At 71.4% G+C, this 21690-nt stretch carries 18 protein-coding genes, 1 tRNA gene and 1 pseudogene; 8 read left to right on the top strand and 12 right to left on the bottom strand.

Annotation, left to right across the window (positions count from 1 at the left end; translation table 11 throughout):
• The 4 genes from thrC to argS all read right to left on the bottom strand — a co-directional run.
• Positions 1 to 1013: threonine synthase (gene thrC, locus C1I93_RS14705; protein ID WP_111243852.1), on the bottom strand; the 1013-nt coding region annotated here is incomplete at its 3' end.
• 26 nt (positions 1014 to 1039) lie between these two features.
• Positions 1040 to 2341, bottom strand: a complete 1302-nt coding sequence (locus C1I93_RS14700) for a homoserine dehydrogenase (protein WP_181445172.1) — start codon at positions 2339 to 2341, stop codon at positions 1040 to 1042.
• A gap of 8 nt (positions 2342 to 2349) precedes the next feature.
• The gene (gene lysA, locus C1I93_RS14695; RefSeq protein WP_111243848.1) at positions 2350 to 3735 is read right to left on the bottom strand and encodes a diaminopimelate decarboxylase; all 1386 of its coding nucleotides are present in this window, start codon (positions 3733 to 3735) and stop codon (positions 2350 to 2352) included.
• A 58-nt stretch (positions 3736 to 3793) separates the two neighbouring features.
• A complete protein-coding gene (argS, locus tag C1I93_RS14690) occupies positions 3794 to 5458 on the bottom strand; it encodes an arginine--tRNA ligase (protein WP_111243847.1) in 1665 nt (554 codons plus the stop codon).
• 100 nt (positions 5459 to 5558) lie between these two features.
• On the opposite strand from argS, the gene C1I93_RS14685 reads away from it, so the two are divergent.
• From C1I93_RS14685 to C1I93_RS14670, 4 genes are all read left to right on the top strand, one after another.
• Positions 5559 to 6359 (top strand): thioredoxin-like domain-containing protein, encoded by an 801-nt coding sequence (locus C1I93_RS14685; RefSeq protein ID WP_111243846.1) that lies wholly within the window; start codon positions 5559 to 5561, stop codon positions 6357 to 6359.
• Between the two features lie 28 nt (positions 6360 to 6387).
• Positions 6388 to 7017 carry a DUF305 domain-containing protein gene (locus tag C1I93_RS14680; protein WP_223256435.1) on the top strand — a complete coding sequence of 210 codons (630 nt, stop codon included), beginning with the start codon at positions 6388 to 6390 and terminating at the stop codon, positions 7015 to 7017.
• 174 nt (positions 7018 to 7191) lie between these two features.
• Entirely contained in the window at positions 7192 to 7884 is a 693-nt protein-coding gene (locus C1I93_RS14675) for a winged helix-turn-helix domain-containing protein (protein ID WP_111243844.1), read from the top strand.
• A gap of 59 nt (positions 7885 to 7943) precedes the next feature.
• Positions 7944 to 8018, top strand: a tRNA-Arg gene (locus tag C1I93_RS14670).
• 69 nt (positions 8019 to 8087) lie between these two features.
• Here the strand turns inward: C1I93_RS14670 and C1I93_RS14665 are convergent.
• Together C1I93_RS14665 and C1I93_RS14660 are read right to left on the bottom strand one after the other, a co-directional pair.
• Positions 8088 to 9053, bottom strand: a complete 966-nt coding sequence (locus C1I93_RS14665) for a prolyl oligopeptidase family serine peptidase (protein WP_111243843.1) — start codon at positions 9051 to 9053, stop codon at positions 8088 to 8090.
• 109 nt (positions 9054 to 9162) lie between these two features.
• Positions 9163 to 9933: an isocitrate lyase/PEP mutase family protein gene (locus tag C1I93_RS14660; protein ID WP_111243842.1), complete on the bottom strand. Its 771-nt coding sequence runs from the start codon at positions 9931 to 9933 to the stop codon at positions 9163 to 9165.
• A gap of 126 nt (positions 9934 to 10059) precedes the next feature.
• Between C1I93_RS14660 and C1I93_RS14655 the strand changes: the two genes are divergently transcribed.
• On the top strand, positions 10060 to 10608 hold the full coding sequence (locus C1I93_RS14655) for a TetR/AcrR family transcriptional regulator (protein WP_111243841.1): 549 nt from the start codon (positions 10060 to 10062) through the stop codon (positions 10606 to 10608).
• Positions 10609 to 10644: 36 nt separating this feature from the next.
• The gene (locus C1I93_RS14650; RefSeq protein WP_111243840.1) at positions 10645 to 12885 is read left to right on the top strand and encodes an MMPL family transporter; all 2241 of its coding nucleotides are present in this window, start codon (positions 10645 to 10647) and stop codon (positions 12883 to 12885) included.
• Between the two features lie 73 nt (positions 12886 to 12958).
• Here the strand turns inward: C1I93_RS14650 and C1I93_RS14645 are convergent, their stop codons facing one another.
• The 3 genes from C1I93_RS14645 to C1I93_RS14635 all read right to left on the bottom strand — a co-directional run bounded on the left by C1I93_RS14645 (position 12959) and on the right by C1I93_RS14635 (position 16455).
• Positions 12959 to 14215 carry an erythromycin esterase family protein gene (locus C1I93_RS14645; RefSeq protein ID WP_111243839.1) on the bottom strand — a complete coding sequence of 419 codons (1257 nt, stop codon included), beginning with the start codon at positions 14213 to 14215 and terminating at the stop codon, positions 12959 to 12961.
• Positions 14216 to 14352: 137 nt separating this feature from the next.
• The gene (erm, locus tag C1I93_RS14640; RefSeq protein WP_111243838.1) at positions 14353 to 15156 is read right to left on the bottom strand and encodes an ErmE/ErmH/ErmO/ErmR family 23S rRNA (adenine(2058)-N(6))-methyltransferase; all 804 of its coding nucleotides are present in this window, start codon (positions 15154 to 15156) and stop codon (positions 14353 to 14355) included.
• A gap of 396 nt (positions 15157 to 15552) precedes the next feature.
• The gene (locus tag C1I93_RS14635; RefSeq protein ID WP_111243837.1) at positions 15553 to 16455 is read right to left on the bottom strand and encodes a Gfo/Idh/MocA family protein; all 903 of its coding nucleotides are present in this window, start codon (positions 16453 to 16455) and stop codon (positions 15553 to 15555) included.
• A 226-nt stretch (positions 16456 to 16681) separates the two neighbouring features.
• Here C1I93_RS14635 and C1I93_RS14630 point away from each other — a divergent pair, with 226 nt between their 5' ends.
• Both C1I93_RS14630 and C1I93_RS14625 read left to right on the top strand, forming a co-directional pair.
• Positions 16682 to 17068, top strand: coding sequence for a hypothetical protein (locus C1I93_RS14630; protein WP_111243836.1), 387 nt, complete (start codon positions 16682 to 16684; stop codon positions 17066 to 17068).
• Positions 17061 to 17501, top strand: a pseudogene (locus C1I93_RS14625) (hypothetical protein); the annotation flags it as partial. The gene C1I93_RS14630 and the pseudogene C1I93_RS14625, both read left to right, overlap by 8 nt.
• Positions 17502 to 17604: 103 nt before the next feature.
• On the opposite strand, the gene fabG reads toward C1I93_RS14625, so the two are convergent.
• From fabG to C1I93_RS14610, 3 genes are all read right to left on the bottom strand, one after another.
• The gene (gene fabG / locus C1I93_RS14620) at positions 17605 to 18363 is read right to left on the bottom strand and encodes a 3-oxoacyl-ACP reductase FabG (RefSeq protein WP_111243835.1); all 759 of its coding nucleotides are present in this window, start codon (positions 18361 to 18363) and stop codon (positions 17605 to 17607) included.
• A gap of 49 nt (positions 18364 to 18412) precedes the next feature.
• Positions 18413 to 20065: an alpha-amylase family protein gene (locus tag C1I93_RS14615; RefSeq protein WP_111243834.1), complete on the bottom strand. Its 1653-nt coding sequence runs from the start codon at positions 20063 to 20065 to the stop codon at positions 18413 to 18415.
• Between the two features lie 179 nt (positions 20066 to 20244).
• Complete coding sequence (locus tag C1I93_RS14610) at positions 20245 to 21636, bottom strand: carbohydrate-binding protein (RefSeq protein WP_111243850.1); 1392 nt, start codon at positions 21634 to 21636, stop codon at positions 20245 to 20247.
• Positions 21637 to 21690 lie beyond the last annotated feature (54 nt).

Genomic DNA, 21690 nt, shown 5'->3' with positions numbered 1-21690 from the left:
TCGTTGGCGATGGTGACCGGGGTGGGGGCGGTGGAGATGGCCCACTCCGGGTCCTTGAGGCCGTGGCCGGTGACGGTGCAGACCACGGTGGAGCCGGCTGGCACCCGGCCGGCGGCGGCCTGCTGGAGCAGACCGGCCACGCTGGCCGCGCTGCCCAGCTCGACGAAGACGCCGACCTCCCGGGCCAGCAGCCGGTAGGCGGTGAGGATCTCCCGGTCGGTGACCGCGTCGATCAGGCCACCGGAGGCGTCCCGGGCGTCGAGGGCCTTCGTCCAGCTCGCCGGGTTGCCGATCCGGATGGCGGTGGCGATGGTGGACGGCTCGGGCACCACCTTGCCGGTGACGATCGGCGCGGCACCGGCGGCCTGGAAGCCGTACATCTTCGGGGTGCGGGTGGCGTTACCGGCCTCGACGTCCTCGGTGTAGCCCATCCAGTAGGCGGTGATGTTGCCGGCGTTGCCGACCGGCAGGCAGTGGATGTCCGGCGCGTCGCCGAGCGCCTCGACGATCTCGAACGCCGCGGTCTTCTGGCCGTGCAGCCGGTCGATGTTGACCGAGTTGACCAGGGCCACCGGGTAGTCCTGGGCGAGCTTGGCGGCCAGCGCCAGGCAGTCGTCGAAGTTGCCGTTGATCTGCAGCAGCTTGGCGCCGTGCACCAGCGCCTGGGCCAGCTTGCCCAGCGCGATCTTGCCCTGCGGCACCAGCACCGCGCAGGTCACCCCGGCCCGGGCCGCGTACGCCGCGGCGGAGGCGCTGGTGTTGCCGGTGGAGGCGCAGATGATCGCCTTGTTGCCGGCCTCGACCGCCTTGGAGACCGCCATGGTCATGCCCCGGTCCTTGAACGAACCGGTCGGGTTCGCGCCCTCCACCTTCAGGTAGACGTCGCAGCCGAGCCGGGCGGAGAGCACCGGCGCGGGCAGCAGCGGAGTGTTCCCCTCGTGCAACGTGATCACCGGCGTGGCCTCGGTGACCGGCAGCCGGTCCCGATAGGCGTCGATCAGGCCCCGCCACATGTTGCTCTCCCTGCTCTTCTGGCTCATCACAGGCCGCCCTCGACCCGCAGCACGCTCGCCACCGATCGGACGATGTCCAGGCCGCGCAACTCGCTGACGGTCGCGGCGAGCGCGGCGTCCGGGGCCACGTGGGTCACGATCACCAGCACCGCGTCGCCGTTGCCGCCGCCCGACGGGCCCTGCCGCACGGTGGCGATGGAGACGTCGTGCCGGGCGAACACCCCGGCCACCGCCTCCAGCACACCCGGCCGGTCGGCCACGTCGAGGCTGATGTGGTAGCGGGTGAGCGCCTCCCCCATCGGCCGCACCGGCAGGGCAGCGTACGCGGACTCGCTCGCCGAGCGGACCCCGGCGAGCCGGTTGCGGGCCACCGCCACCACGTCACCGAGCACCGCGCTGGCGGTCGGCGCACCACCGGCACCCCGGCCGTAGAACATCAACTGCCCGGCCGCGTCGGCCTCGACGAAGACCGCGTTGAACGCGTCACCGACGCTGGCCAGCGGATGGGTCAGCGGGATCATCGCAGGGTGCACCCGCACACTCACCGTTTCCCGTCCCTGAGCGTCGGTGCCCCGGGCGGCGATGCAGAGCAGCTTGATCGTGCAGCCCATCGCCTTCGCGCTGGCCATGTCGGCGGCGGTCACCTCGGTGATGCCCTCGCGGTGCACGTCGGCCGCGCCGACCCGGCTGTGGAAGGCCAGCGAGGCGAGGATGGCGGCCTTGGCCGCCGCGTCGAAGCCCTCCACGTCCGCGGTGGGGTCGGCCTCGGCGTACCCCAGCTCGGTGGCCTCCTCCAGCGCCTCGGCGAAGCCGGCACCGGTGGCGTGCATGGCGGAGAGGATGAAGTTGGTGGTGCCGTTGACGATGCCGGTCACCCGGGTGATCCGGTCGCCGTGCAGCGACTCGCGCAGCGGGCGCAGCAGCGGGATGGCCCCGGCCACGGACGCCTCGTAGTAGAGGTCGCCGCCCCCCTCGACCGCCGCGTCGTGCAGCGCGCCACCGTCCTCGGCGAGCAGCGCCTTGTTGGCGGTTACCACGCTCTTGCCGGCGCGCAGCGCCTCCACCAGCCACCCGCGCGCCGGCTCGATCCCGCCGACCACCTCGACCACCACGTCGACGTCGTCGCGCTTGATCAGCCCGAGCGCGTCGGTGGTGAACAGGGCGGGGTCGACCGGCAGGTCGCCGCGGTCACGCCCGAGCCGGCGTACCGCGATGCCGGCGATCTCCAGCGGCGCACCGATCCGGGCAGCGAGGTCTGCCGACTGCTCGTTGAGCAGCCGGACCACCTCGGCACCGACGGTGCCGCAACCGAGCAGGGCCAAACGCACAGGTGATTTCATCCAACATCCAAAGCGAGCAGGTCCTCTTCGGTCTCCCGTCGAACGATCAGCCGGGCTCGACCGTTACGAACCGCGACCACCGGGGGGCGGGGCACGTGGTTGTAGTTGCTGGCCATGCTGCGGCAGTAGGCACCCGTGCCGGGCACCGCCACAAGATCTCCGGGCTGCACGTCGGCGGGCAGGAATTCATCCTTCACCACGATGTCCCCGGACTCACAATGCTTTCCCACCACGCGGGCGAGCATCGGCTCCGCCACGCTGGCCCGGGAGGCCAGGGTCGCCGAGTACGAGGCGTCGTAGAGCGCGGTACGGATGTTGTCGCTCATCCCGCCGTCGACGCTGACGTAGGTGCGGATGCCGTCCACGTCCTTGACCGTGCCCACCTGGTAGAGGGTGAACACGGCCGGGCCGACGATCGCCCGGCCCGGCTCGATGGAGAGCCGCGGCACGGCCAGCCGCTCCGCCGCGCACTCCGAATCCACGATCTTGCGGAGCCGCTTGGCCAGGTCGTGCGGGGTCGATGGGTCGTCCTGGGTGGTGTACGCGATGCCGAAGCCGCCGCCGAGGTCCAGCTCGGGCAGCTCCACCCCCCGGGCGTCGCGGATCTGCGCCTGAAGGGCCAGCACCCGGCGGGCGGAGACCTCGAAGCCACTGGTGTCGAAGATCTGGGAGCCGATGTGCGAGTGCAGGCCACGCAGCTCCAGCACATCCTCGTCGAGGATGCGCAGGGCGGCGGCGATGGCCGCCCCGCCGGCCAGCGAGAAGCCGAACTTCTGGTCCTCGTGGGCGGTGGCGATGAACTCGTGGGTGTGTGCCTCCACCCCGACGGTGACCCGGATCAGCACCCGGGGGCGTACGCCCCGCTCGCGGGCCAGCACGGTGAGCCGTTCGATCTCGGCGAACGAGTCGACGATGATCCGCCCGACTCCGGCGTCCAGCGCCCGACTCAGCTCGGCCACGGACTTGTTGTTGCCGTGGAAGCCGATCCGCTCCGGTGGCATCCCGCCGGCCAGCGCCACGGCCAGCTCGCCGCCGCTGCACACGTCGAGGAACATCCCCTCCTCGGCGATCATCCGGACCACCGCGCGGCAGAGGAACGCCTTGCCCGCGTAGTAGATGTCCTCGTCCGGGAAGGCCGCCTGGAAGTCCCGGCAGCGCGAGCGGAGATCGTCGGAGTCGAGCACGTACACCGGGGTGCCGAACTCGGCGGCGATCTCGCGTACGCCCAGGCCCGCGACGGCGAGCGCGCCGTCGTCGCCGCGCGTGGTGTGGCGCGACCAGAGCTGCGGCGTGAGGGCGTTGACGTCGTCCGGGGTACGCAGCCAGGCCGGCCCCCGGTTGCCGATGTCGCCGTGCAGGGCACCGGCCTCATGAGCACGCATCAGCGCCTCCCTGGATTCGCGACTGCGGGGCTCGCAAGCTCACTCCTCGCGCTCACGACTACATCCTTTCCGGGGCCGAGACGCCGAGCAGGCGCAGGCCGTTGGCGATGACCACCCGGGTGGCGTCGTTGAGCCAGAGCCGGGCCCGGTGCAGGTCGGTGACCTCCTCGTCACCCCGGGGCAGGATCCGGCAGTTGTCGTAGAACCGGTGGTACGCCCCGGCCAGGTCCTCCAGGTAGCGGGCCACCCGGTGCGGCTCGCGCAGCTCGGCGGCGGCGGCGATCACGGCGGGGAACTCGGCGAGCGCCTTGAGCAGCTCGTTCTCCTTGTCGTGGTCGAGCAGCTCGGGCCGGAAGGAGTCGACGTCGCCCCGGGTCAGCCCGACCTCGGCGGCGTTACGCCCGACGCTCGCCGTCCGGGCCGCCACGTACTGCACGTAGTAGACCGGGTTGTCCCGGGTGGCCCGGGTCCACAGCTCGATGTCGATGTCGATGGGCGAGTCGCTGGAGTAGCGGGCCAGCACGTACCGGGAGGCGTCCACGCCGATGGCGTCGACCAGGTCCTCCAGGGTGAGCACGGTGCCGGCGCGCTTGCTCATCCGCACCGGCGCGCCGTCGCGGACCAGGTTGACCAGCTGGCCGATGAGGATCTCCAGGGTCTGCTCCGGCTCGTCGCCGAAGCAGGCGGCCATCGCCTTCATCCGGCCGATGTAGCCGTGATGGTCGGCACCCAGCATGATCACGACCCGATCGAAGCCCCGCTCCCGCTTGTCGAGGTAGTACGCGCAGTCCGCGGCGAAGTACGTCCACTCGCCGTTGGACTTGCGCAGCACCCGGTCCTTGTCGTCGCCGAAGTCGGTGGTCCGCAGCCAGGTGGCGCCGTCGGCGTCGTAGACGTGCCCCTGCTCACGCAGCCGGGTCAGGGCGTGCTCCAGCTCACCCCGGTCGTGCAGGTCCTTCTCGTTGAAGTAGGTGTCGAACTCCACCCCGAAGTCGCGCAGCGAGGACTTGATCTCGGTGAACATCAGCGCCACGCCCTCGACCCGGAACACCTCCTGGGCGGCGGCATCGTCCAACTCCCGCACGTCCGGCCGCCGGGCGGTGACCTCGGCCGCGATCTCGGCGATGTACGCGCCGCCGTAGCCGTCCTCCGGTGCCGCCTCTCCCTTGGCCGCGGCGAGCAGCGAGCGGGCGAACCTGTCGATCTGGGCGCCTGCGTCGTTGAAGTAGTACTCCGTGCCGACCTGGGCCCCGGTGGCCCGCAGCAGTCGGCTCAGCGCGTCGCCGACGGCCGCCCAGCGGACCCCGCCGATGTGCACCGGGCCGGTGGGGTTGGCCGAGACGAACTCCAGGTTGATCTTCAGGCCGGCGAGCCGGTCACTGCGGCCGTACTCCGTACCGGCCTCGACGATGGTCCGGGCCAGCTGGCCGGCGGCGGCGGCGTCGAGCCGGATGTTCAGAAAGCCCGGGCCGGCGATCTCCACCGATTTGACCCCCGGTGTGCTGGCGAGCTGCGCGGCGAGCGCGCCGGCCAGGTCGCGGGGCGGGACGCCCACCTTCTTGCTCAGCTGAAGCGCCAGGGTGGCGGCGTAGTCACCGTGCTCGGGATTACGGGGCCGCTCGACCGTGGTGCGCTCCGGCAGCGCGGCGCGGTCCAGCCCGCGGTCGGTGAAGACGGCGTGAGCGGCGGCAAGGACGGCTTCGGCGAGTTCTGCGGGAGTCACCGATCCATGTTATCGGGGGTAGACTCGGTCCCCGCGGCGGCGACCCGGCATCGGGGGCCGGGCCGCCGGATCCCCTGACCGACCGACCTGACGAGGACCGATGAGCATCAGCACCCCGGGCGGCCCGCAGCGGCGCCCGACCGTGGTCAGCACCGGCAAGAAGCCGGCGGCGGGCCGGCCGGCCGACGCCAAGGCGGGTTCCGGCGCGCCGACGACGCCCAAGCGCTCCGGCGGAGGCAAGGGGCCGCGCAAGCCGATCAGCCCGGTCAAGGTCAGCCAGGGCCGGTCCTGGGGCCCGATCGCGCTCTTCGTCGCCGTCGGCGTGCTCGCCACCTCGATCATCGGGTACGGCGCCTACGCGACCATCAAGGGCAGCCAGTCGTGGCAGGACAAGGCCGCCGAGATCGAGGGCATCGTCAACTACCGCGAGACCGACCCGGAGAGCATCAGCAACCAGGAGCACCGGGCCGGCAAGCAGGAATACAAGCAGAGCCCGCCGGTCGGTGGCCCGCACAACAACACCTGGCAGCGCTGCCTCGGCGACATCTACGACGCGCCGATCGCCAGCGAGCACGCCCTGCACAGCCTGGAACACGGCGCGGTCTGGCTCACCTACCGCCCCGACCTGCCCGCCGCTGACGTGGAGAAGCTGGCCGAGGTGGTCCGCGGCAACGACTTCCTGCTGATGAGCCCGTACGAGGGCCTCGACAAGCCGGTCTCCATCCAGGCATGGGGTTACCAGCTCAAGGTCGACGACGCCGGCGACCCGCGGATCAAGGAGTTCGCCACCACGCTGGCGCAGAACGCCTCGATGGAGCCGGGTGCGGTCTGCTCCGCCGGCAACTACACCACCGGCACCGGCACCGAGCCGCGCGAGCTCCAGCCGTCGATGGGCGGCTGACGTGGCCACCGCGGTTCAGGACGCGTCGGTGACGGAGGACACCGAGGCGGTGGAGCCCCGTCCGGCCTCCCGGACGCTGCGCTACCTGACCCTGGCGGTGACGGCGTTGCTGCTGCTCGGCGTCGGGTGGACGGGTGCGACGCTGTTCGCCGGGCGCGCCCCGGGTGAGGAGTCGGCCGAGGCCGGCTTCGCCCGGGACATGTCCCGCCACCACGCCCAGGCGGTCGAGATGGGCATGATCGGGTACGCCAATGCGCAGAGTCCCGAGATCCAGCAGATCGGCTACGACATCGCCCTGACCCAGCAGGCCCAGATCGGGCAGATGCAGCGCTGGTTGCAGGAGTGGGACCTGCTGCCGACCGGGACGCGTCCGGCCATGGCGTGGATGCCCGACGGGGCCGGGGTGGACGCGAACGGCCTGATGCCCGGGATGGCCACCCGCGAGGAGATGACCCAGCTGCACGAGGCGCAGGGCGTCGAGGTCGACCGCCTCTTCCTCCAGTTGATGATCAAGCACCACCTCGGCGGCGTGCACATGGCCGACGGGGTGCTCCAGGCCACCGACCGGCCCGAGGTGGTCCGGATGGCCGAGGCGATGAAGCAGGCGCAGCAGAAGGAGATCAACGAGCTGCGCAAGCTCCAGCAGACCATCGGCTGAACACCGCACACGACACGACGACGCCGCCCCGCTCTCCACCGAGCGGGGCGGCGTCGTCGTGTCATGCCAAGGCGCTGACGGGTCGAGTTAGAGTGCTCCGCCCCATCTTGGGGAGATACGACCGATTTTCCCTCTAGGGGTTACTTGATGGGAAGTGCACTCGTTGTCCAACACGTGGGGGTTGCACTCAGAGACGCGCAGCGCTCGGTCACCAGCTGGTGCCGGCGCCACACCATCGGCGGTGACGGGACGGTGGCAGCCGTCCGTCGCGGACAGCGGCAGGGTGAGCCGGGAACACTCAGCCGCGAACAGGAACTGGAGCTGATCGACACCCTCCGAGGCGTCCACCCCGACGCGTTCGGCCTGGACGAGGAGCTGTGGACCCGACAGAGTCTGCACACCCTGATCCAGCAGCACTTCGGGTTGGCCGTGGAACTCGGGACCGTGGGGGCGTACCTGCGGGCCTGGGGGCTGGGTCCGCGTGAGCCCCGGGAGCGGGCCTGCGGGCTCTGCGTCGGCGCGGTCGAGCGCTGGGTACGCAGCGAGTACCCGGCCATCACCCGGGCCGCGCAGGAACACCTCGCCGAGGTGTACTGGATCGGCCGGGTCCGGCTGCGGGGCACCATGCCGGCGGCCGACGTGATCTCCGCCGTCTCGTCCCGGGGCCGGGTCCGCTTCATGATCACCACGCCCTCGGTCGACCCACGACTGCCCCGCGATTTCGTCCTCCGACTCAGCGGCGCCGAGCAGCGCACAGTACACCTGATCGTGGACGGCTCCTGGGCCCGCAACGAATGGCCCCGCCGGCTCCCCCGCCGCATCGTGCCGCATCCGTTGCCCAGCTGCGGACGCGCCCAGGCCGCCTGACCCGCCGATACCGATTCGGCGATCGGCTACGGGGTTTGCTAGTCTTCTCCAGTCGCTGAGCCCCCGTAGCTCAGGGGATAGAGCACCGCCCTCCGGAGGCGGGGGCGCAGGTTCGAATCCTGCCGGGGGCACCAGAGTCAATACACGACAAGGCCGCTGACCAGGGAAAACCCGGTCAGCGGCCTTAGTTGTCTGTCCGGCCGTCAGCCAGAGCAGCTCGGTGCTGGACACCAGCCACCGCCGGGCTTCGCATCCGGGCGATGGTCATGGGAAGCGAGCTTCAGGTGCTTCGCCAGCCAGTCGTGCGCGGCGGCCACTGCCTGCGGGCCGCCACCCATCCGTGCGTGCCCCGAGTTCGGGAAGTACCAGAGCTCCACCTCGGCACCGAGCGCGCGAGCCCGCAGGCACCACTTCAGCGACTGCGCCGGGCTGACCTGGCGGTCCCGGTCGGAAACCAGCAGCAGGGTTCTGGTGGTGAGCCGGGCGGAGAGATTGCAGTACGGCGACAGCTCGGCCAGCGCACGCTTGGCGCGCGAACATCGTCGCAGGTCACCCCACTCGTCGCGGTCCGACGCGGCAAGCGGAGAGGTGTCGTCGAGCAGCGCGGGAATGGGGTCGAGGAAACCGTTTGTCATCACTGCGGCGTCCACGTCGGACCCGAACCGGTTGAGCGCGGCGCCGACGAGGAACCCGCCGGCGCTCGCGCCGGCCAGGCCGAGTGCGGTCACCTCGATGCCCGGCTCTGCTCCACCGCGCAGGTGCGCCACGGCCGCCCGCAGGTCCGCGACGCAGACATGCCGACGCACACCGCGACCGGCATCGTGCCAGCCCGGCGGGCCCCCTCCACCCCGGACTCCCACCACCCCGACAGCCAACCCGGCGTCGGTGAGTGACCCGATGTCGTCGATGTCGTCCAACGACAGGCGTACCCCGTAGGCCCCGTAGACGAACAGCACGAGCGGGCCGGTGAATCCGGCGGCCTCCGTGCCGGCCGACCAGGCCAGGCTGACCGGCACCTGCGCGCCGTCGGCCGCCGCCACCACGAGGTCCCGGCGGGCCAGGGCCAGCGGCGCCGCCTGCGGCGCACCGCCCGGCACGGCCAGGCGTGCCCCCGTCCGGTCCCAGGCGTGTACGCCCGGCGGTTGGCCGGCGCGCCGTTCGAGCACCACCCAGCCGACGGATTCGGCGAGGCTGTTGGAAGCGAGGTCGAACCGGCTCGGTCCGCGGACCAGGGTCTCCCCGCTGGCGTCGAGCTGGGCGGTAACGGGCGCCCGTGGCTCAGGTCAGCGGGTCGCCGGCGGCGACGGCGGCGAGCAGTCGGGCGGTGTGGGCGCGGGTGGCCGCGTACAGGCCGGAGCCGTAGCTGATCCGGGCCACGCCCAGGGTCGCCAGCTCGGCGATCGTCGGGGTGCCGGCGCGTGCCAGCACGTTCACCGGCGCCGCCACGGCCTCGACGAAGCCGCGCAGCTGCGACGGCTCGGCCAGCAGGATCGGATAGCTGCAGTCGGCCCCGGCCGACAGGTAACGGTGGGCCCGGCGGATCGCCTCCGCCAGGCGGTCGGCGGGTTCACGGTCGGGGTGGAGGAAGACGTCCACCCGGGCGTTCAGCACCACCGGCACCCCGGCGGCCTCGGCCGCCGCCCGCACTCCGGCCAGCAGGTCGGCCTGCTCCGCGACATCCACCAGTTGGCCGGTACGCGGATCGGAATCCTCCAGGTTGAGCCCGACCGCGCCGGCGTCCAGCAGGCGGGTGACCAGCTCGTCCGGCTTCAGGCCGTACCCACGCTCCAGGTCGGCGGTGACCGGTAAGGTGACCGCACGGGCGATCCGCGCCACGGCAGCGAACATCTCGTCCGGCGGGGTGTGCTCGCCGTCGGTGCGGCCGAGCGACTCGGCGACGGCGCCGCTGCTGGTGGCCACGGCCGGGAACCCGGCGTCGGCCACCGCCCGGGCCGAGCCGGCGTCCCAGGCGTTGGGCAGGACCAGCGGATCACCCGGCCGGTGCAGGGCACGCAGGGCATCGGCGTACGCGCTCAGCGAAGCGGACATGGGGCTGATTATCGGGCGCCACGCGAGGGCCGCTGGAGGGCCAATCGACCGCGTCCGGCTGTGGGGAACGCCACTAATCTGACCGATCGGTCAGCACCTGACCGATCGGTCAGGCATGCTGGGGCAATGGCCCGCACCACCCCACAGACGCATGGCGAGATCCTGGCCGCCGCGGCCCGGCGCTTCGGCGTCACCGGCTACCGGGGCACCTCCTTGCAGGACATCGCCGGCGAGGTCGGCTGCTCGAAGGCCACGGTGCTCTACCACTTCGCCAACAAGGAGGCCATCCTCACCGAGCTGATGGCCCCGGCGATCGAGGTGCTGCGCTCACTCGACGAGCGGATCGCCGCAGAGCCGGAGCCGGCATCGGCGCAGCGCGTCGCCGCCGAAGGCTTCGTCGACCTCGCGGTCCGCTTCCGCGCTGAGATCGCGCTGCTCCGCGGCGAGTTCCCGGCGCTGATGCAACAGCCCGGCTTCGCCCACATCCAACAGCTCTCCGAGCGGCTGCTCGACGCGCTCGCCGCACGAAGCACCCGGGCCTCGGCCCGGATCGCCGCGTTCGTCCTGCTCGCCGGCGTCGCCGAGACCTGCGGCGAGTTCGCCGACGTGCCCGACGAGGAACTGCGTGACGCGCTGCTGGCCCTGCTGCGGCGGGCGCTGGAGCCCGCCGACTGACCCGTCCCACCATCCACGACCGAGGGAAAGGACCTCATGGCGACCCTGCTATACCGGCTTGGCCGGGGATCGATGCGCCGACGGCGACTCGTCGCCGCGATCTGGCTCGTCGTACTCGTCGGGCTCGGCCTGGCCGCGGCGACCCTGCGCGGCCCGACGGCCAGCAACTTCACCATGCCCGGCACCGAGTCCCAGCAGGCGCTCGACCTGCTCGCCGAGCAGTTCCCGGCGGCCTCCGGCGCCACCGGCACCATTGCGATCAAGGCCCCGGGCCCGGGTCAGCTCGGCAGTCCCGAAGGTCAGGCGGTGGTCCAGGCGATCACCGAGGAGGCCGCGACCCTGCCCGGCGTGATCGCCGCGGTCAACCCGTTCCAGGCCGGCGCGGTCTCCCCCGACGGGCAGTACGCGCTGGTGCAGGTGCAGTTCAGCGGCAGCGCCGACACGGTGACCGAGGAACAGCGCGACGCGTACGAGCAGGTGGGTGACCAGGCCGAGGCACAGGGCTGGCAGGTCGCCCCCGGCGGTGAGGTACTGAACACCGAACCCGAGGTCGGCTCCACCGAGGCGCTCGGTGTCGCAGTGGCGCTCGTCGTCCTGATCATCACCTTCGGCTCGCTTGTCGCGGCCGGGATGACCATGCTCAACGCGCTCATCGGCGTGGGCGTCGGCATGGCCGGCCTGTTCGCGCTCAGCGGGGCGGTCGAGCTGACCAGCACCGCACCGATCCTGGCGCTGATGCTCGGGCTCGCCGTCGGCATCGACTACTCGCTCTTCATCACCTCGCGTTACCGGCAAAACCTGATCGAGGGGCTACCGGCCGACGAGGCGGTCGGACGCGCGGTCGGCACCGCCGGTTCGGCAGTGGTCTTCGCCGGGGCCACCGTGGTCATCGCCCTGGCCGGCCTGGCCGTGGTGAACATCCCCTTCCTCACCGTCATGGGCCTGGCCGCGGCCGGCACGGTGACCGTCGCGGTGCTGGTGGCGATCACCCTTCAACCGGCCCTGCTGGGCTTCGCCGGGGCCCGGGTGCTGCCCCGCCGGCTGCGTACGGCGGTGCCGGTCACGACCACCACCGAGGGTGCGCCGGCTGCTGACGGCGCAGCAGGTGCGGCCGGTGCGGCGGTTGCAGCCGGTGCGCCGGCCACCAACCCGGCAGACGAGGACCGCTCGGGGTTCGGGTTCCGCTGGGCCCGCCTGGTCACCCGCTTCCGCATCCCGGTGATCCTGGTCGGCGTACTCGGGCTCGGGTTGCTGGCGTTGCCCGCACCGGACATGCGGCTCGCCCTGCCGGACGCCGGCACCGCGCCGGCCGGCTCGCCCGCCCGGGTCTCCAACGACCTGATCACCGAGGGCTTCGGCCCTGGCTTCACCGGCCGCCTCGCGGTGGTCGTGGCGAGCGACGACGCCCAGGCCACCGCCGCGGCGATCCCGCAGGTGACCGGCCTCATCCAGGGCAACGAGAACGTGCTCGCGGTGGCGCCGCCGCAGCTCAGCCCGGACGGCCGGACCGCGCTGCTCGGGGTCATCCCGCAGACCGGCCCCACCGACCCCGCGACCGAGACGATGGTGCACGACATCCGTACGTCAGTCGCCGACGTTCCCGGCGTCGACGTGCTGCTGACCGGCGTGACCGCGATCGGCATCGACATCTCCGAGAAGCTCACCGACGCGATGCCGGTGTACCTGGCGCTCGTGGTCGGGTTGTCGATCCTGCTGCTCATGCTGGTGTTCCGGTCGCTGCTGGTGCCGGTCAAGGCGGCACTGGGCTTCCTGCTCACCGTCGCCGCCACCTTCGGCCTCACGGTCGCGGTGTTCCAGCAGGGTCACCTCGCCGACCTGGTCGGCCTGGACACCCCTGGTCCGCTGATCAGCTTCCTGCCGATCCTGCTGATCGGCATCCTGTTCGGCCTGGCCATGGACTACGAGGTCTTCCTGGTCTCCCGGATGCGCGAGGACTTCGTCCACGGCGACACCGCCCAGCAGGCCACCATCAACGGGATGGGGCACGGTGCCCGGGTGGTGACCGCCGCCGCACTGATCATGACCTCGGTCTTCGGCGGCTTCGTCTTCCTCGACGACCCGGTGATCAAGTCGATGGGCTTCGCGCTCGCCGTCGGCGTGGCCATCGACGCCTTCGTGGTCCGGATGACGATCGTCCCGGCGGTGATGTCGCTGCTCGGCAAGGCCGCCTGGTGGCTGCCGCGCTGGCTGAACCGGGCGCTGCCCAACGTCGACATCGAGGGCGAGAAGCTCCGCGCCCAACTCGACAAGGTATAGATGTAAGGAGGGGCCCCCTGCTAACGCTTCGCGTATAGCAGGGGGCCCCTGTTAACAAGGGCCGCGCCGGGACTCACACGCCGGCCGGATACGTCTCCATCTCGCCGGGTGAGCTGAGCGCGGGCAGCGGATGCAAAGCGGTGGTCTCGTCACACCAGATGAAGGCGTCGTACCGCTCCCCCAGCCGCGTGGGCACATAGTTGCCCCACGACTCGAAGGACGGTTCGTACACCACTCCGATCGCCCGATGGTCCAGCGAGTCGGTCACCCAGCCCGGCTGGTCCGAGCCGCCGAAGACCAGCACCGCGCGCTCCGGCATCAGTTCATGCAGCCGATGCTCAAGCGAACCGGCGCGAGCCGGCGGCACGATCATCGCCTCGGCCGGCGAGCCCCACCGCGGCGCGGCGATCACCGTGCCGCGCCAACTGCCGAAGCCGACAAGCACAACCTGGTCGTCGCCGTGCCGTTCGCGCGCCAGCTGGCCGATGTTCACCATCCCGTCGGCGGCCATGTCGGTCGCCCGGGCATCGCCGACATGCGTGTTGTGTGCCCAGACCACCCCCCGGGCGCCGGGACCGTACCGCTCCAGCAGCCGGTCCAGCGTGTCGGCCATGTGGGTGTCCCGGACGTTCCACGACCCCGGACCGCCGGCGACCATCTCCCGGTAGTAGCGTTCCGCGCCCGCCACCACCTCCGCGTTCTGCCAGGCCGAGAAGGCGCCCGGCCCGTCCACCGCGGCCTGTTCCCGGGTACGCGCCAGCAGCCGTACGACCTCCTCCTCACAGCGTGCGGAGACGAACCGGCTGGCCATCCCGTACTCCTCGACCCGCTTGCCGTACGGCTCGAAGCAGCGGTAGGCGTCCTGCGCGGCCTCCAGTGACGCCGGGTCCTCCTCGCCCAGGTAGTCGAAGATCGCCTGCATCGACTCCCAGAGGCTGTAGACGTCGAGGCCGTGGAAACCGGCCCGGGCCGGCTCGGCCCGCTCCATGTTCCACGCCCGCAACCAGCGGCAGAAGCGGGCCACCTCGGCGTTCGCCCACATCCAGGTGGGCCACCGCTCGAAGCGCTCCAGCGCGGTCTGCGGCTCCGCCGCGCCACCCGGCGCGCCGGCCACCGAACGGTGCACCCGGTCGCAGTCGGGCCAGTCTCCCTCGACCGCGACGAAGTTGAATCCACACTCGGCGATCAACCGGCGGGTGAACTGCTCCCGGATCCGGTAGTAGTCGTAGCTGCCGTGCGTGGCCTCGCCGATCAGCACCACCCGGGCGTCCCGCACGCGCTCCAGCAACGGGTCGAAGTCGCTCGGCGCGCCGAGCCGCTGTACGAGCATGACAGCGGCTACCCGGGACCCGTGCGACCAAACCCGGCCGGCGTACGTGTTAGGAGGGGCCCCCTCCTATACACCAGGCGTTAACAGGGGGCCCCTCCTTGCATCTGCTCCTTGCATCTACTCCTTGCATCAGCTCCTTAGATCGAGCGGGCGTGGAGCAGGCGGTGCAGGACCAGCCACTGCTCGGGCCAGACGTGCCCGACCGGTGTGGTCGGGTCGAGCCGGCTGGCCCGCAGGGCCGCCGCCAGCCGGGCCCGTGGGTACTGCCGGGCCAGCGACGCCGCGAGCGAGCCGCCGACGCCGCCGAAGCCCAGCTCCACCATCCGCCGGTACGACGGCAGAGCGGACGGCGCCACCAGCGGTTCGGGCCGCCGTTCGAGGCGCAGGATGCCCGCCTCGACCTGGGGCACCGGGCGGAACGCGGTACGCGGGATCCGGCCGGCGAGCCGCCAGCGGAACTCCGGCCAGGTCGACACGGTCAACCGGGTCCACCGGCCGTAGTCACCGCTGCGGCGGCGGGCGTACTCCAGTTGGGTGAGCAGGGTCGCGGTGCGCAGCCGGGGAGCGGCCAGGCACCAGCGCACCACGGCGGCGGTCAACGACCACGGGATGTTGCCGACCACGGCGAACTCCTCGCGCGGCGGTGCCGCGGTGAGGAAGTCGGTCTGGCGGTGGGTCACCGTGGGCAGGGCCGCGCAGACCCGGGCCAGCTCCCTGCCGGCGTCGGGGTCGACTTCGTACGCGATCAGCCGGCCGCAGCACGCCGCGAGCGGTCGGGTCAACTGCCCACGCCCAGCGCCGACCTCCAGCACCAGCCCGTCGGGATCCGGGCGGGCGGCGTCGACCATCCGGGTGATGGCGGCCGGGTCGGCGAGGAAGTTCTGGGAGAGCACGCGACGGGACCTGTCGCGTTCGGTGGCGCGGGTTCGGCGGGATGCCATGGTGTCGTCCTGTCTGTCGCCGGAAGGCGACGGATACGGACAGGCAGCCGGAATCGGGGCCTGTCCGAGGGATCGGGACTCGGACGACCCTGGTGAACTGGCGCGAGAACACTCGGCCTGCGACGGCAGGCGGTGTCGGATGGCGTACGCGGAGGCGTTGGTCGCGGGCGGTGCCGGAGCTACGCGCGGAGGCGTGGGTCGAGGGCGGTGCCGGACGTGCGCGGAGGCGTCAGTCGCGGTTCGCGCCGGCCAGGGCCGGGCGCCGGACTCGCGGGCGGGCCATCAGCAGCGGCCCGAACGCGGCCGACACGACGGCCGCGTTGATCAGAGCGTACGTACCCATGGCCGCGACCCTACCGATGTCCCGTTTCGCACCGCCATCGCTTTTCCTGCGGCTCACCGGGGCAGGTCGACGGGGATGGACCGGGTACGGGCGGTGTCGGCGGCGGCCAGCACGGTCACCACCTCACGCCCGAAGCGCACGTCGCAGCGGTGATCCCGGGTGCCGGCGTCGACCTCCGTCAACAGTTGGTCGATCGCCACCCCGAACGCCGTGACCGGGTTCCGGTTCGGGTTCGGCATCGACTCGACACCGTGCTCGCCGTACAGGACGAACTCGCCCGCCACCGCCGCCGGTGGGGCGTCCAGGGTCAGCGACACGCTGCTGACGGCACCGCTGTCGTGGGTGAGCAGCAGGTGCACCAGGCCGCCCGGTCCGTCGACGGCCGTCACCCGGGTCACCTGGCCGAGCACCGGCAGCAGGACCGCCAGGGTGTGCGGGCCGATGTCCCACAGCGCGCCGTGCCGGCGACGCCAGGGCGACTGCCCGTACGGGCTGCTGGGCTGGAAGATCGAGGCGAACCGGAGCACGTTCGCGGTGTGCCAGCCACCGGCGGCCGCCGTGGCGGCCACGAAACCGGCGATCTCGGGCTGGTAGCGACCGGTGAAGAAGACCACCGATGCCACGCCCGAGCGGGTCGCCGCCTCGACCACCCGGTCGGCGTCGGCGACGCTCAGCGCGAGTGGTTTGTCCAGCAGCAGGTGCCGACCGGCGGTGGCGGCCCGGACGGCGATGTCCGCCTGGACGTCCGGCGGGAGCGCCACGGCGACCGCGTCGCACGCCTCGATCAGGGCGTCGACCTCGGCGAAGGCGGGTACGCCGTAGCGGGTGGCGAGTGCGGCGGCCCGGTCCGGGTTCCGCCCCCAGACGCCGACGAGTTCGGCCCTTGGGTGCGCGTCGAGTGCCGCCCCGTGCGTCTCCGCCGCCCAGTGACCGGTGCCGAACAACCCGAACCGCATCCCAGGTACCTCCGTTGCCCGCTCGTCGCCGCGACCGGCCCGCAGCTCGCCCCACGCTATCGGCCACCGCCGACGACCGCTCCACGCTATCGGCCACCGGAGAGCACTACCGTGCGACCGCGACCGGCGCGGCCACCGCGACCGGCGAGCGCCACCGGGCGACCAGGTGTTACTACGGTGGTTAGTAGAGTGGGGCGGTGAGCGATGTGAGCGCCGGACGGCGTCGATGAGCGACGTCGGATCACCTGTCGACGGCGCACTTGCCGTCGCCGCCATCGTGTTGTCGCTGTTGGTCGCCGCCTGGGCGCTGGTGGCGACGCTGCGCCAGCGGGCACCGGACCGGGTGCAGCTGATCGGCCTGGCCGTCCTGGAACTGCTCCTGATCGGGCTGGCGGTGCTGGCCGGGGTGGCCCTCGCCGGCGGTGACCAGCCGGGCGAGCCCGGTGCCTTCTTCGGCTACCTGGTGACGCTCGTCTGCCTGCCGCCGCTGGCCGCGGTGCTGGCCCGGATGGAGCCGACCCGCTGGGGTTCGGCGATCGTCTGCGCGATCTGCCTGGTCACGCCGGTGGTCGTGGTCCGGCTGCAACAGACCTGGGAGCTGCTCGGTGGCTGACCCCCGGACCACACCGCCGAGCCGGACCACACCGCCGGCCCGGACCACACCGCCGGTCCGGACCAACGCCGGCCCCGGCCGGTTGCTGATCGCGGTGTACCTGCTCTTCGCGATCGCCGCCACCAGTCGCGCCGGTCTCCAGATCATCACCAGGTTCGACGAGGCGCCGCTGGCGTACCTGCTCTCCGCGCTCGCCGCGGTGGTCTACATCGTGGCGGCGGTGGGCCTGGCCCGGGCCGGCCACGCGGGCCGCCGGGTGGCCCTGGCCTGCTGCACCGTGGAGCTGGTGGGCGTGCTCGGGGTCGGCGCGTTCAGCCTCGCCCGGCCCGATCTCTTCCCCGACGAGACGGTCTGGTCCGGATTCGGGGAGGGGTACGGCTACATCCCCCTCCTGCTCCCCGTCCTCGGCCTCGCCTGGCTCTGGAAGACCCGGTAAGGAGGGGCCCCCTACTAACGCCTGGTGTATAGGAGGGGGCCCCTGCTAACACGCCCGCCCGTCGCACCCGGCGCGTTGTCAGTCAACAACGGCGCCGGAGTCAGTCCTTGGGGCCACCGGCGACGTAGACGACCTGGCCGGAGACGAAGGATGCGCCCTCGCTGACCAGGAACGAGATGGTGTGGGCCACGTCCTCGGGCCGGCCCACCCGCCGGACCGGGATCTCCGCTTCGGCGTGCTTCTGCAACGCCTCAAAGTCGATCTTCATCCGGGCGGCGGTGGCCGCGGTCATGTCGGTGACGATGAACCCGGGAGCGACGGCGTTGACCGTCACCCCGAACGGCCCAAGCTCGATGGCGAGAGTCTTGGTGAAGCCCTGAAGTCCGGCCTTGGCCGCGGAGTAGTTCGCCTGGCCCCGGTTACCCAACGCCGAGACGCTTGACAGGTTCACGATCCGGCCCCACTTGCGCTCCACCATGTGCTTCTGCACGGCCTGGCTGAACAGGAACGCGCCGCGCAGGTGTACGCCGAGAACGGTGTCCCAGTCGGCGTCGGTCAGCTTGAACAGCAGGTTGTCCCGGAGCACCCCGGCGTTGTTGACGAGCACGGTCGGCGCGCCGAGTTCGGCGGCGACCCGCTCGACGGCCGCCTCCACCTGGGCCCGGTCGGCCACGTCCGCGCCGACACCGAGGGCCCGGCCACCGGCGGCCGTGATCGCGTCCACGGTCTCCGCGGTCGCCGACTCCTCGATGTCGATCACGGCCACGGCCAGTCCGTCGGCGGCCAACCGCCGGGCGGTGGCCGCCCCGATCCCCCGTGCCGCGCCGGTCACGACCGCCACCCGCTGCCCCTCCGACATTCCTACCTCCCGGTAACTTGGCTCGACGGCTGAGCCTAACCGGTGTGATCTACAACGACCAGGAGCGGCAGAGCCGGATCCAGCGGTAGCCGTAGCCGGCCAACTTCAGCTTGTCCAGCTTGCCGACGTCGTCGTAGTTCCGGTCGGAGAGCACGTCGATGGGCAGGTCCGCGGCGGACTGGAGCAGGCTCAGATCCACCTCGGCGTCCTCCGTGCCGAGGTTGTGCAGGAAGACCATCGTCCCACTGGGCCCGTCGGCCCGGTGCGCAAGCACACCCGGGGGCATCGGTATGTCGATGTGGGTGGTGGAGCCACCGCCGATCTCCGGGGCCTCCCGAAGCGTACGGATCATCCGTTCGAACCAGCTCAGCAGCGAGTTGCGGTCCCGGCGCTGGAGGGTGACGTTCACCTGCTCGTACCCGAACTCGCCCTGGTCGATCACCGGGCGGACCAGCTTCTCCGCCTCCGCGGTGGAGAAGCCGGCATTGGGCTGGCTCGACCACTGCATCGGGGTACGGATCGCCTCCCGGCCGTGCAGCGACAGATCCTCACCCATGCCGATCTCCTCGCCGTAGCGCAGCACCGGCGTGCCGCGCAGCGAGAACTGGAGGGAGTACGCCAGCTCGATGCGCCGCCGATCGTTGCCGAGCATCGGCGCGAACCGGCGACGGATGCCCCGGTCGTAGATGCGCATGTGCTCCTCGGGGCCGAACTGCTCGTACACCTGGTTGCGCTGTTCCGCGGTCAACCGGGAGAGGTCGATCTCGTCGTGGTTGCGCAGGAAGGTGGCCCACTGCCCGCCCTCCGGCAACGCCGGGGTGTCGCGCAGCGCCTCGATCACCGGCTCCGGGTCCTGCCGGGCCAGGGCCAGCATCAGCCGCCCGTTGAGCATGAAGTCGAAGAGCATGTGTACGCGGTTCGCGGAGCCGCCGCTGTCGCCGAAGAAGGCGGGCAACTCGTCGGGCTCGACGTTCGCCTCGGCCAGCAGGACCGCGTCGCCGCGCCGCCACTGCACGTGCTGGCGCAGCTCGGTGAGGAACTCGAAGTCCAGTTCCGGGTTCGGGTCGCCGGGCTCGGTCCGCTCGATGATGAAGGGGACCGCGTCCATCCGGAAGCCAGCCACGCCGAGCTGGATCCAGAAGGACATGATCTTCTTGATCTCGGCGCGTACCGCTGGGTTCTTGGTGTTGAGGTCCGGCTGGAACTTGTAGAAGCGGTGGTAGTACCACGCCTTCGCGGTGCGGTCGTAGGTCCAGGTCTCGTGCTGTTCACCGGGGAAGACCATGCCCTGGTGCCGGTCGGCCGGCTCGTGCTCGGACCAGACGTACCAGTCCCGGTACGGCGAGTCCGCCGAGGAACGCGCGGACTGGAACCACGGATGCTGGTCCGACGTGTGGTTGACGACCAGGTCGATGATGACCTTGATGCCCCGGTTGCGCGCCTGGTGCAGCAGTTCGGCGAAGTCGCCGAGGGTGCCGAAGCGGGGGTCGACATTGTAGAAGTCGGTCACGTCGTACCCGTCGTCGTCGTTCGGCGACGGGTGGATGGGGTGCAGCCAGAGGCAGGTCACGCCCAGCCGGGCCAGATAGTCCAGCCGGCCGATCAGGCCCGGGATGTCGCCGACGCCGTCACCGTCGGAGTCCGCGTACGTGTCGATGTCGAGGCAGTAGACGACTGCCTCCGAATACCACCTGTCAGACATGCCTCCGAACCTTCTCCGCTGCGGCTCGGCGGCAAACCCGAGGGCCGCTCACCCACGCCGAGGTCAGGGATGGGTACGTGAGGTGGAGTGTCAACTGTTTCTGTCCAGCGCTGCCGTGCCTGTTAATAGGGGGCCCCTGCTATACACGAGGCGTTAGCAGGGGACCCCTCCTTGCACCGTCAGCGGCGGAAGTGGAACCAGTTGACGTTGACGAAGTCGTTCGGCTGGCCGCTGCTGAAGGTGAGGTAGACGGTCTGCCGGCCGGTCACCGAGGAGACGTTGCCGGGCACACTGCGCCAGCTCTGCCAGCCGCCGGTGTTGGCGAGGGCGAAGCTGCCGATCGGCGTGCTGGTCGGGCTGCCGATCCGCACCTCGATCAGGCCACTGACGCCGGCCGCCGCACCGGAGGCGACCCGGGCCACGAAGTCACGCGGGCCGGGTGAGCCGAAGTCCACGTTGTCGAAGCGGACCCAGTCGCCGTTGCGCAACGCCGCGATGTTCTGCCCGCCCTCAGCGCAGTTCTCGACGAGCACACCGTTCTGCGCGTTGAACGACTCGGCCTGGATGGTCGCGTACGCGTCGCGCACGCCACTCGGCGGCGGCGTGGTGGTCGGCGGCGCGGTGGTGGGCGGCGGGTTGCTGCCGCCCCGGCTGTAGACGGCCACGTAGTCGACGAGCATCGGTCGGCCCGGCACGGTCGCCGAGGTGGGCGTGGCGCTGCCGGCCACGCCGTCCGGGAAGGCCCCACCCATCGCCACGTTGAGCAGCAGGAAGTAGCCGGCGTGGCTGGTCATCTGCGACCAGTACGGTTCGCCCACCCGGGTCTGGGTGACCGTGTGGTAGAGCTGCCCGTCGACGTACCAGCGCAGTTGCTGGGGGCTGGCCGAGGCGTCCCACTCGAAGCGGTAGGTGTGGAACGCCGACTGGCAGGTGCTGCCGGGGCAGGCCCGGGAGGCGCCGATGCCGTTGAACTCGTCGCACGGGCCGCCCGGCGCGACACCGCAGTGCAGCACTCCCCAGACCGTGTTGAGGCCGTTGACGTTCTCCATCACGTCGAACTCGCCGATGCCTGGCCAGTTCTGGTAGTTGCCCCGGTAGGGCGAGCCGAGCGCCCAGAAGGCGGGCCAGTAGCCGGAGGCGGCGGCACCCGTCACGTTCGGCAGCTGGATCCGGCCCTCGATGGCCAGCACACCACCGGAGGGCGGCTTGAAGTTGCTGCGTACGGTCTCGATCCGGGCCGAGGTCCAGCGGCCGGCGCTGTCCCGCAGCGGGGTGATCCGCAGGTTGCCGGTGCCGTCGTGGCTGACGTTCGCGGTGCTGTTGGTGTACGTCTGGGTCTCACCGGTGCCCCAGTTCGGCGGGCCGCCCGGGTAGCTGGTGCCGGTATCGATGATCCAGTTGCTGGCCGACGGGAGGGTGCCGGCCGCTCCGGTGAAGTCGTCGCTCCACACCAGGTCCCAGCCGGACGGGGGCGGCGGCACGGCGGCGTCGGCGGTGGCGGTGAGCCCGACCAGGCCGGTGGTGGCGGCGGTGAGCAGGGCCACCACCAGGGGCCTGTGTCTTATACACATCTCCGAGCCCACGAGACTAGCGCTCACCTCGGACGTCGTCTTCTGCATGAAAAA

The sequence above is a fragment of the Micromonospora endophytica genome, from assembly GCF_003236305.1.
In the GTDB taxonomy this organism is placed as follows: domain Bacteria; phylum Actinomycetota; class Actinomycetes; order Mycobacteriales; family Micromonosporaceae; genus Micromonospora; species Micromonospora endophytica.
The sequence above is the reverse complement of the archived record's forward strand: the minus strand, read 5'-3'. Positions and strand labels throughout refer to the sequence as shown.

Coding starts and splice junctions, on each gene's coding strand:
- lysA (WP_111243848.1), bottom strand. CDS start 3,735: ATGCGTGCTCATGAGGCCGGTGCCCTGCACGGCGACATCGGCAACCGG.
- C1I93_RS14685 (WP_111243846.1), top strand. CDS start 5,559: ATGAGCATCAGCACCCCGGGCGGCCCGCAGCGGCGCCCGACCGTGGTC.
- C1I93_RS14660 (WP_111243842.1), bottom strand. CDS start 9,933: ATGTCCGCTTCGCTGAGCGCGTACGCCGATGCCCTGCGTGCCCTGCAC.
- C1I93_RS14655 (WP_111243841.1), top strand. CDS start 10,060: ATGGCCCGCACCACCCCACAGACGCATGGCGAGATCCTGGCCGCCGCG.
- C1I93_RS14650 (WP_111243840.1), top strand. CDS start 10,645: ATGGCGACCCTGCTATACCGGCTTGGCCGGGGATCGATGCGCCGACGG.
- C1I93_RS14645 (WP_111243839.1), bottom strand. CDS start 14,215: ATGCTCGTACAGCGGCTCGGCGCGCCGAGCGACTTCGACCCGTTGCTG.
- erm (WP_111243838.1), bottom strand. CDS start 15,156: ATGGCATCCCGCCGAACCCGCGCCACCGAACGCGACAGGTCCCGTCGC.
- C1I93_RS14635 (WP_111243837.1), bottom strand. CDS start 16,455: ATGCGGTTCGGGTTGTTCGGCACCGGTCACTGGGCGGCGGAGACGCAC.
- C1I93_RS14630 (WP_111243836.1), top strand. CDS start 16,682: ATGAGCGACGTCGGATCACCTGTCGACGGCGCACTTGCCGTCGCCGCC.
- fabG (WP_111243835.1), bottom strand. CDS start 18,363: ATGTCGGAGGGGCAGCGGGTGGCGGTCGTGACCGGCGCGGCACGGGGG.
- C1I93_RS14615 (WP_111243834.1), bottom strand. CDS start 20,065: ATGTCTGACAGGTGGTATTCGGAGGCAGTCGTCTACTGCCTCGACATC.
- C1I93_RS14610 (WP_111243850.1), bottom strand. CDS start 21,636: ATGTGTATAAGACACAGGCCCCTGGTGGTGGCCCTGCTCACCGCCGCC.